General features: G+C 39.5%; 1 pseudogene. It reads right to left on the bottom strand.

From position 1 onward, the window contains the following. Positions 1-304, bottom strand: a pseudogene (locus PZE06_RS27875) (hypothetical protein); the annotation flags it as partial.

The raw sequence follows: 304 nt of genomic DNA, 5'->3' as shown, positions 1-304 counted from the left end.
CAAAAAAACCAACTGCGTTTTGAGCAATTGGTCTTGTGCGATCCTTTGTCGTTCAACACGTAAATATTTATTTTCTCCACGAGTTTCAACCCAAGAGACGTCAGCCCCTAAACCATCCTCATGCTCGAAATAAAGGTCTGCTGGCTTCCATTCAAACCAAGTTCCTTTTGCATCTCTTCGAATACGATAAGCAACACCACAGTCTACTTGATGCTGAACAACTGCAGACCAAATATTTTGATTTAAGTTTGATGTCGTCACCACATTTTGTACAAATTCAAGTAAATCATTATCCTTTTCGGTG

The sequence above is a fragment of the Robertmurraya sp. DFI.2.37 genome, assembly GCF_029211245.1.
Taxonomy (GTDB): Bacteria; Bacillota; Bacilli; order Bacillales; family Cytobacillaceae; genus Robertmurraya; species Robertmurraya methanolica_A.
This window is presented reverse-complemented; position numbering and strand designations above follow the sequence as displayed.